Genomic DNA, 8974 nt, shown 5'->3' with positions numbered 1-8974 from the left:
TTGCATACGCCTCGTCGATGGCCTTCTGCATGGTTTTGGCGCCTTTCTGAAATTCTCCGCGAATGTAAAAGAATCCTTTGCTCGATCCGATCGCTTTGGCTCCGATGATCATCCCTTCGATGATCTGATGCGGAATATTCTCAATCAGTTTACGATCTTTGAATGTACCCGGCTCACCTTCGTCGGCGTTGCAGATGATATATTTCGGTTTTGGAATGTCTTTCGGGATGAAGGACCATTTGAGTCCGGTCGGAAATCCCGCGCCGCCTCTTCCTCGGAGTCCGGACTTTTTCACCTCTGCGATGATGTCGTCGGGTTTCATCTGAAGGGCTTTTTTCATCCCGTCGTATCCGTGAACCGATTCGTAAAATTCGAGTTCGACGGATTTCGGGTTGTCGATATATTTCGTGAGAAGTTTCATTTCTGCCATAAGGATTTCCTTTGTCAGTTCAAACCGTTGAGAATCTGATCCACTTTTTCGGGTGTCAGTTGTTCGTGAAAATCGTCGTTGATCTGCACCATCGGAGCGTAACCGCAAGCGCCCAAACATTCCACTTCTTCCAAAGTGAATTTTTGATCGGGTGTGGTTTGTCCGAGATGAATTCCCAAACGATCACAGAGATGTTTTTCGATTCTATCGTTTCCCTGCAGATAACAGCTCGAGGTTCCGCAGATCTGGATATGATATTTACCGACTGGTTTCTTATTGTAAAGAGTGTAGAATGTCGCGACCCCGTAGACTTGTGCGAGAGAGATAGGATCTCCGAGACGGTCCGCGAGGTAGTTCATTCCTTCCTGATCCACAAAACCTTGTTCCCTTTGCAGAATGTACAAACAGGGAAGAATCAAGGATCGTTTATCCGGAAATACTTCGAGCATCTTCTGGAATCTTTTTTCGGATTCCGCACTGAACTTGTAACTCATCAGCAGTCCAACTCCCCGGCGATCACGTTCAAGGAACTCATCGTCGCGACGGAATCCGCAAGAAGACCTCCGCGAACGAGTTCGGAGAAGGATTGATAATACCAGAAACAAGGGCGTCTAACGTGCACTCTCCAAGGAGATTTTTCCCCTTCGGATACGATGTAGAATCCGAGTTCTCCGTTGGCCGCCTCGGTTGCCATGTAGTGTTCGCCCGGAGGAACTTTCACACCGTGCATGATGATCTTAAAGTGATAGATCAATTCTTCCATGTTGTTGTAGACTTTGTTCTTCTCCGGAAGATAAGCGTGCGGAAGATCCGCGTGCCAAGGTCCTTCCGGAATTCCGTCTACGAGTTGTTCGATGATTCGAATCGATTGACGCATCTCTTCCATTCTCACCAAACTTCTGTGAAGAACGGAACCGTCTTCTCCGATCGGAACGTCGAAATCCACCTTATCATAAAACATATAAGGTTCGTCCTTACGAACGTCCCAATCCACTCCGGCCGCGCGGAGATTCGGACCCGTGAAACCGTAAGAGATCGCGTCTTCCGCGGAGATTCCGCCGATTCCTTCGGTGCGTCCAAGAAAGATTTTATTTTTTAGAAGAAGACTGTTGAACTCTTCGATCGCGGGTTTGAGCCCCTTGCAGATGAGTTTAACCTCTTTGACGAACTCGGGATAGATGTCCCTTTCCATTCCGCCGATTCTGCAGAAGGTAGTGGTCAATCTCGCACCGGTTAACTTTTCGATAACCTGATAGATGTTCTCTCTGTGATGAAAGAGATGAAGCATTCCCGAAAAAGCTCCGAGATCCACTCCGAGAATTCCAGTGCAGATGATATGATCCATGATCCGAGAAAGTTCGGAGATGATCATTCTTACGTAGGTCACACGATCGGGAACTTCGATCTGCATCATCTTTTCCACCGCGAGAATCCAACCGATGTTGTTCAGCGGAGTCGAAACGTAGTTCATACGATCGGTGCAGACTAGGAACTGGTTGTAAGTATAACGTTCTCCTAATTTTTCAAAACAACGGTGAACGTAACCGATTACGGATTCGGCTTCTACGATTCTTTCCCCGTCGAGTTGGATCACGTTCTGGAGAATTCCGTGAGTCGCGGGATGCGACGGCCCCAAGTTTACAAGAAGATGTCCTTCGGGAAGATTGGCGAACTTCTGTCCGAAATGTTCGGCTGTTTTTTCGTACATCATTCTACTTTCCTCCTTCCTTGGTGATGTCTTCGTTTACGTGGATATGAAGAAGGTCTTCGATAAGATAATCCTGTCCGAATCCTTCCAATGGAAAATCCTTTCTGAGAGGATGTCCTTGAAAGTTATCCGGCATAAGAATTCTATCCAAACTCGGGTGACCGATAAAAGATATTCCAAAAAGATCATATACTTCGCGCTCGGGCCAGTTCGCGCCTTTAAAAACGGAAGTGATACTCGGAACCGATTCTCCCTCCTCGAGTTTTACCTTGATTTGGATTTTGCTCGAGCCTTTGCTTCCCGACCGGAGAAGATAACAGACTTCGAAACGAGGTTCTCGTTTACCGAGCCAATCGACCGCGGTCAGATCGTTTAGAAAATTATAATTGAGTGTTGGATCGTTTTTTAACGCGGACAATACGGGAACCACTCCCTCCGCTTTTAGAAAAAAAACGGGGACGTTGGAGATCGTCGCGGTCTGCGTATCCAAAAAATGAGGGAATTTTTCTTTTAGGAATCGTTCTACTTCTTCTTTCATCGTACAACCAGGGGTTTATTTCTTTCGTTCATTTCCTGGATTTTCTGCATCACTTCCTGACGTCTCGCTTCCAGCCCCTGGGTTTTCAGTTTCGCCTGTAATTTCATAAGGGCGTCCAAGATCGCTTCCGGTCTCGGCGGACATCCCGGAACATAAACGTCGACGGGAAGAATCCGATCCACTCCTTGTAAAACTCCGTACGTATTAAACATTCCACCCGAAGAAGCGCAGGCTCCCACGCTGATGACGAACTTAGGTTCCGCCATTTGATCGTAAATCTGACGAAGTACGGGCGCCATCTTGTAAGTGATCGTGCCGAGCACCAGAATCATATCCGCCTGACGCGGAGAAAACGAAGGTCGTTCCGCTCCGAAGCGGGCGATATCGTAATCGGAACAAGCGGTACTCATGTATTCGATTCCGCAACAAGCGGTCGCGAACGGATAAGGCCAAAGAGAATAACTTCTTCCCCACTGGATTACGGACTCGATACTTCCGAGTTGAACCATATCCCCCAGCGCTTGGCCCGGGGCTTTACTCAAATCACTCAATCCCATTCCAAGGCTCCTTTTTTCCAGATATAGTATAAACCTACGACCAGAGTGAGGACAAACACAAACATTTCTACTATGAGAAAAATTCCGATTCCCGCGTTCTTAAATCCGATCAGATTGACCGCATACGGAAAAAGAAAAACCGCTTCTATATCAAACAAAATGAATAATACGGCGACGAGATAAAACTTGATGTTGAAAAGTCCTCTCGCATCCCCATAGTATTGAACCCCGCATTCGAACGTATCTTGGGGTTTGGACTTTTTTTTCGGTCCGATGAGTATGGCAAGGGTAAGAATCAGAGCGGAGAATCCGACTCCGAGTAAGAATTGAATCAATAAAGGGCCAAGGTGCTCGGGAGCGCTATCCATAGCTACTATTAGACTCCCGTTTGCATATAGCCTGTCAATCAATTTAGCGATCAAACTCGGACGGAACACAAGCCGTTATTCCGAACCCAAAAATAAAAATATCCTAAATTAGGATTTCGTTTATACGTCGAATTCTGCCGCGTAAAACCTGAAAAAACGGATGGACAAATGGCTTGTCTGACTACTGGTAGTAAAGGAACAGAAGGGAAAACAAATTGTCCGCTCCTCGCATCGCATTTACTTTTTTCCCGAACGGGAGCCCCATCCCCTCTTTCCCGAGAATTTTCGGCGCATTCATTCTATTCTTTTTCGTATTCGTACAGTGTGCTTCCTCGAAAAACTTCATCTTCGGAACGGTGTTCGTTCGAAAAGGTTTTACGCCGGACAAAAAATCGAGACACGTGATTTTTCCGGTCCAGATTCGAACCGGCTGGTTGATGAAAAACCAAAACGCGGATCAGAAAAAATTCTTAGAATCCAGAAGTTATGAAAAACTGGAACTCACCATTCTCGAATACGGCGGAAAGGTGCAGGACAAATACAACGCGGAAAAACAATACCGCACCGCTTTTGCGGCGGAGAATTCCTTCAGCGAGGAAAGAGGAATTCAAATCGCAAAACAACTCAAAGGCGACGTTGTCGTCTTTACGGACATGACGGATTTCGGAACCGCTTCCGGTAATTCGGTGATGGAAGTCACGGTCAAAGCGATGGATGTGGATAACGGCGAAATTCTCTGGAAGGCGATCTACTCGGGTAAAGCCCGAGGTCTTCAGGACAATATCGATATCTCCATTCTCGAGTCCGAAATCTTTGAACAGCTTACTGAAAAATTAAAAAATAAAACGGAGTAAAAGGAGAAAAACATGGCTAAGGTAGTATTGTCCAGTTTTGCCGAACTAGAAGCCTATACGGGAAAGGAAATCGGAGTATCCGATTATCACACAGTGACTCAGGAGCAGGTGAACAAGTTCGCCGACGCGACCCTGGATCATCAGTGGATTCACACCGACCCGGATAGGGCCTCAAAGGAATCTCCGTTCGGAGGAACGATCGCTCACGGATATCTTACCTTGTCCATGGCACCCTACCTCTTATCTCAAATATTAGAATTAAAGAATATTAAGATGGGGATCAATTACGGGATGGAGAAACTTCGGTTTTTAGAGCCCGTAAAAGTAGGAAGCAAGTTGAGAATTAGAGCGGAGTTGATCGAGCTGAAGGACCTAAGAGGTACGGCGAGAATGACTCTGAAGATGACTTTTGAAACCGAAGGATCCACGAAAGCGGCGGCCGTAGGAGAGGTAATCTATCTATATCAATTTGCCTGATCAGAAAAAAATTTCTAAAATTGGGTAAAATATGAGTCCTAGACTGATCATCTATATGATCTCGAGAATTCGAGACGAATTTCACAGACACTTAAACCTGGAGTTAAAAGAAAAAGGTTTAGGTCCGTTAACAACCACGCACGCCGACATACTGTTCGCGCTCGTCAAGAAGAAGAAAGCGCAGATGCAGGAGATCGCGAAGATGATCAACCGAGACAAATCCACGTTAACCGCTCTTGTCGATAAGTTGGAAGCGTTGGGTTTCGTCGAACGGACGAGAGATCCCGAAGATCAGAGAATCGTGCATCTGGAACTTACGAACAAGGCGTATTCCGTTCGCCCTGTACTACTCGGAATTTCCAGATCGCTCGTGAACAATCTATACAAAGGATTTACCGAAAACGAAAAAAGGGAATTGGTGCGGCTTCTGATGAAGTTGTATCAAAATCAAAACCCCGAGTCCGCCACGGTGGATCTCCTTCAGTAAACTTTCCATGGAACCGATCGCTCAAATAACTTCTTGGATTTCCGGTGTGATACTCTTCATACTATCCGGATTTCATTTTTATTGGGTGGCGGGAGGAGCCAAGGGAAAGAATCGGGCAATACCGGAAGTAAAGGGTAAACCGGCTTTTCAACCGGGGAAACTAACCACCGCAACGGTGGGAATCCTGTTATTTCTTGCCGCCTTGTTTCCGATCGGACTCAGAATGCAGACTCCGCTCGGAATTTTTCACAACCTCTTGGAATACGGAACCACGTTCTTATCGTTCGTGTTCTTGCTCAGAGCCGTCGGGGATTTCAAACTCGTGGGCTTTTTCAAAAAGATCCGAGGAACCAATTTCTCGAAATACGACGACCTATACTATTCTCCCCTTTGCCTTATACTCTCCCTTTTGTTGTTCGTTTCCAGTCTCTAAAAACCGTTCTTATTTTTCAGAAAGAATTTATTTTCCATTTGATAAAAACCGGGCTTTGATTTCCATTCTTCATCCATGAAATCAAACCATAAATTTTCGGATAAACTTCGGTATCATTTCGACAACTTCATGTCCAGAGGCGGGGGTTCGGTTTTCGTAGCTCTGATCACGTTATTCTTAATCGCGTTTGTGACCCTCTCCGTATTTCGTTTGTTAGGCGGACTGATTTTTCCGGACGAATCCATCCAAGGAAAGGGAGAATTTTTATGGAGGGTATTCCTGCAGATCTCCGACGCGGGCGCCGTCGCGGAAGACGGAGAATCGAACTGGTTCAATAAAACTACCGGAATTCTCACGGTCTTTTTGGGGTTGGTACTCTTTTCGAGTTTGGTTGCGTTCATCACGAATCAGTTCGATCAGAAAATCCAGGACTTGAGAAAAGGAAAAAGCGACGTATTAGAAAAAGATCATACGATCATTCTCGGTTTCGGAGTTCGGGTCGTGGAAATCATCAAGGAATTGATCGAAGCCAATTCTTCCGAATCGAGAGCGGTTGTGGTAATACTCGCCGAGGAAGACAAGGAAGTCATGGACGATTATCTTTCCGAAAATCTCGAAGAAAGAAAAACCACGAAGATCATCACACGTTCCGGAACTCCTTCCAGTCTTCATTCTTTGAGAAAGGTGAACGCGGGAGAAGCGAAGTCCGTTTTGGTTCTGAATTCATCCGGAGAGGAAGACGGTAAGGACGGAAGAAACATCGGGGACGCGAAGGTTTTAAAATCCTTGATGGCGTTAGTCGCGCTTGGTCATGGAAAAGAACTTCCTCCGATCGTCGCCGAACTCTACAACGAAGAAAACAGAATGATCGCGCAGGAACTTTCCTCTTCGATCCAAGTAATGGATGAAAGAAACATTCTCGCAAAACTTCTCGTACAAACTTCAAGAACCTCCGGACTCGCGGTCGTATATTCCAACCTCGTCGGGTTCGAAGGAGACGAGATCTACTTTTACAAACCTTCTTCCGGATGGAACGGTCTCGATCATCGACAAATTTCATTTCGGTTTAACGAATCGGTTCCGTTGGGTTTTCGCAAAGAGGACGGAGAAATCATTTTGAATCCGCCCTCGGATTACGTTCCGAGCGACGCGGAGGACGCGATTCTTCTCGCGGAAGACGATTCCAAGATCCGTTATTCGGAATCGGCGGTCGCAAGTCCGAAGGACTTCGCTCTTCCTAAAAAGAAAAAGAACAACCCGGTCGACAAACAATTGATCGTGGGATGGAATTCGAAAAGCCCGTTGATCGTGGAAGAATACGCAAAGTTCGTTTCTCCCGGTTCGACAATCGACATTCTCGTAAAACAGATCGACGACGAATTCAAATCCACAGTTCTTCGATTGAAGAAAAAATATCCTAAGATCACCCTTCGTTCCTTTCAGGCGGATCTTTCGCAGGAATCGGTGATGAAACGTCTCGCTCCCGAATCTTACGATTCCGTAATATTCTTAGCCGAGGAAAAGGAGAATATTGAAGAAGTAGACGCACAGACGATTTCTCTTTTGCTTCGTTTCAGACAATACTTCAAAAGATACTCTTTCAAAACGGGCAATCAACCTTCCACTCAGTTGATCACCGAAATCATGAATTCCGAAAATACGGAGATCGTGCTTGAAACCGGTGTGAAGGACTTCCTCATTTCCAATCAATTCGTTTCGAAGATGATGGCTCAGGTTTCGCAGGAACCGGACGTAATGAGAATTTACGAAAATCTATTCAGCCCGGAAGGAAGCGAGATCTATCTCAAACCCGCGTCCTTGTATTTCGATCATCTTCCACAGACCTTGAGTTTTGCGGATTGTGCAAGCGCGGCCTTAAAACGAGGAGAAACCTGTTTTGGAATTCGAATCGCTTCCGAGGAATTGGAAGAGGAAAAGGGTTATGGGGTTCACCTAATCCCCCTCAAGGATACGAACTTTACGGTCGGCCCGGATGACAACCTGATCGTCTTAGCGGAAGATCAAACGTAACCTCGCGCCAATAGGAAGCGAGGTTACTGAGTTTCTGCAACGCTTTTGAAACGTAAGCATCAGAAACATTTAATGCGACTTCCGTAAAAAAAGATATTTCCAATTAAAAAATCCGTTCTCCTTGTCTGTTCAAAATGACAAGAAGCGTAAAAGAATCAGAGAACGGATTTTATGAAAAAAGCGAAAATTACGATCCTCCTCATTCTACTCTGCACCGGATGTCAGAGCGATAAAATCGATATAGTAAGCGGCAAGGACGCGATCGAAAGAATCTCCAAAGAGATCTCCGTCATTTCCACGTTCGAAAGTTTCGGTAGTCCTAAAATCAACAATACAACCTGTAATGTGGGCACGGACAATTCGACGCCCTACTCCTTGACGAACGACACCAATCCGAACGAAACGTATTCGACCGCACAATCGATATCGCTTCAATACCCACAATTCTCAAGAGCAAAAATAACCGGCAATATTTCCAGTCCGACGGACAAGGACGTTTTTGTTTTTACGAATAACGTGTTTCTCTACGGACAATTCTCACAGCTCACGGGCGCGGCGGCTTGTAAGATCAGTTACGGAGTGGATGAAACGATGAACAACAGTTTCTTTCCGGGCGGAATCACCATACCTCTTGTAACTGGAACGAACGCAGTCAGCCGAACGATCGCATCCAATCCTTGGGATGCCGTATACATAGGTTGCGAAGGAGCGACCGGGCAGGATTATACACTGCAAGTGGATTACAACGCGACCGGAGCGTTTCCGAACTCGAGCACAACGAGCGGCGTCTCTCCCGCGGGGCTTAACCTATTTACATCCCATCTGATTTTTATCGAAGCGATGGGAATCGAAAAATCGAAAACGTATACCACCGATTCTATGAATCGATGTATCGACGCGATTCGAACCAAAGGTTTTATATTTGCGATCGCAAATTACAACCGAAACTTCTCGCTCTGTGCGAGCAACAGAACCGCTTACGAAGCGGAAAGGATTATGTTGTTAAGCGAAGACTGCACCTTAAAACCCGCCAAGGTCACTCCGAATAAAATCTACGGAACGGGAGAATGATCGTTTCGAAATCGAAAGCG

Annotated in this window: 12 protein-coding genes (1 of these 12 only partly in view); 6 read left to right on the top strand and 6 right to left on the bottom strand. The window is 46.0% G+C overall.

Annotated features, from left to right (window positions below):
• The 6 genes in view from nuoF to CH367_RS03995 are tightly spaced (at most 14 nt apart) and all read right to left on the bottom strand, a layout consistent with a single transcriptional unit that may run on beyond the window.
• A protein-coding gene (gene nuoF, locus CH367_RS04020) for an NADH-quinone oxidoreductase subunit NuoF (RefSeq protein WP_100761163.1) crosses the window boundary here: on the bottom strand, positions 1-430 show its start. It extends 905 nt beyond the left edge of the window; 430 of the gene's 1335 nt are visible here — the first part of the coding sequence; its start codon is at positions 428-430; its stop codon lies off the left edge, out of view.
• Positions 431-444: 14 nt separating this feature from the next.
• Positions 445-924, bottom strand: a complete 480-nt coding sequence (gene nuoE / locus CH367_RS04015; protein ID WP_100761162.1) for an NADH-quinone oxidoreductase subunit NuoE — start codon at positions 922-924, stop codon at positions 445-447.
• Positions 924-2141 (bottom strand): NADH dehydrogenase (quinone) subunit D, encoded by a 1218-nt coding sequence (gene nuoD / locus CH367_RS04010; protein WP_100761161.1) that lies wholly within the window; start codon positions 2139-2141, stop codon positions 924-926. Before nuoD ends, nuoE begins: the two co-directional genes overlap by 1 nt.
• A gap of 1 nt (position 2142) precedes the next feature.
• Positions 2143-2676, bottom strand: coding sequence for an NADH-quinone oxidoreductase subunit C (locus CH367_RS04005; protein WP_100761160.1), 534 nt, complete (start codon positions 2674-2676; stop codon positions 2143-2145).
• Positions 2673-3233 carry an NADH-quinone oxidoreductase subunit B gene (locus CH367_RS04000; protein ID WP_100761159.1) on the bottom strand — a complete coding sequence of 187 codons (561 nt, stop codon included), beginning with the start codon at positions 3231-3233 and terminating at the stop codon, positions 2673-2675. Before CH367_RS04000 ends, CH367_RS04005 begins: the two co-directional genes overlap by 4 nt.
• Complete coding sequence (locus tag CH367_RS03995; RefSeq protein ID WP_100761158.1) at positions 3224-3601, bottom strand: NADH-quinone oxidoreductase subunit A; 378 nt, start codon at positions 3599-3601, stop codon at positions 3224-3226. Before CH367_RS03995 ends, CH367_RS04000 begins: the two co-directional genes overlap by 10 nt.
• 215 nt (positions 3602-3816) lie before the next feature.
• Between CH367_RS03995 and CH367_RS03990 the strand changes: the two genes are divergently transcribed.
• From CH367_RS03990 to CH367_RS03965, 6 genes are all read left to right on the top strand, one after another.
• Positions 3817-4455, top strand: a complete 639-nt coding sequence (locus CH367_RS03990; RefSeq protein ID WP_425268784.1) for a hypothetical protein — start codon at positions 3817-3819, stop codon at positions 4453-4455.
• Between the two features lie 12 nt (positions 4456-4467).
• Positions 4468-4932, top strand: coding sequence for a MaoC family dehydratase (locus CH367_RS03985; RefSeq protein WP_100761157.1), 465 nt, complete (start codon positions 4468-4470; stop codon positions 4930-4932).
• Positions 4933-4963: 31 nt separating this feature from the next.
• On the top strand, positions 4964-5419 hold the full coding sequence (locus tag CH367_RS03980; protein WP_100761156.1) for a MarR family winged helix-turn-helix transcriptional regulator: 456 nt from the start codon (positions 4964-4966) through the stop codon (positions 5417-5419).
• A gap of 7 nt (positions 5420-5426) precedes the next feature.
• The gene (locus tag CH367_RS03975) at positions 5427-5852 is read left to right on the top strand and encodes a DUF3995 domain-containing protein (RefSeq protein WP_100761155.1); all 426 of its coding nucleotides are present in this window, start codon (positions 5427-5429) and stop codon (positions 5850-5852) included.
• Positions 5853-5927: 75 nt separating this feature from the next.
• Positions 5928-7883 carry a CASTOR/POLLUX-related putative ion channel gene (locus CH367_RS03970; protein ID WP_208861972.1) on the top strand — a complete coding sequence of 652 codons (1956 nt, stop codon included), beginning with the start codon at positions 5928-5930 and terminating at the stop codon, positions 7881-7883.
• Between the two features lie 171 nt (positions 7884-8054).
• Positions 8055-8954 carry a hypothetical protein gene (locus tag CH367_RS03965; RefSeq protein WP_100761154.1) on the top strand — a complete coding sequence of 300 codons (900 nt, stop codon included), beginning with the start codon at positions 8055-8057 and terminating at the stop codon, positions 8952-8954.
• The last annotated feature ends 20 nt before the right edge of the window (positions 8955-8974 follow it).

The sequence above is a fragment of the Leptospira barantonii genome (genome assembly GCF_002811925.1).
Lineage (GTDB): Bacteria > Spirochaetota > Leptospiria > Leptospirales > Leptospiraceae > Leptospira > Leptospira barantonii.
Note: the sequence above shows the minus strand (reverse complement) of the source record. Positions and strands in the feature narration are given on the sequence as shown.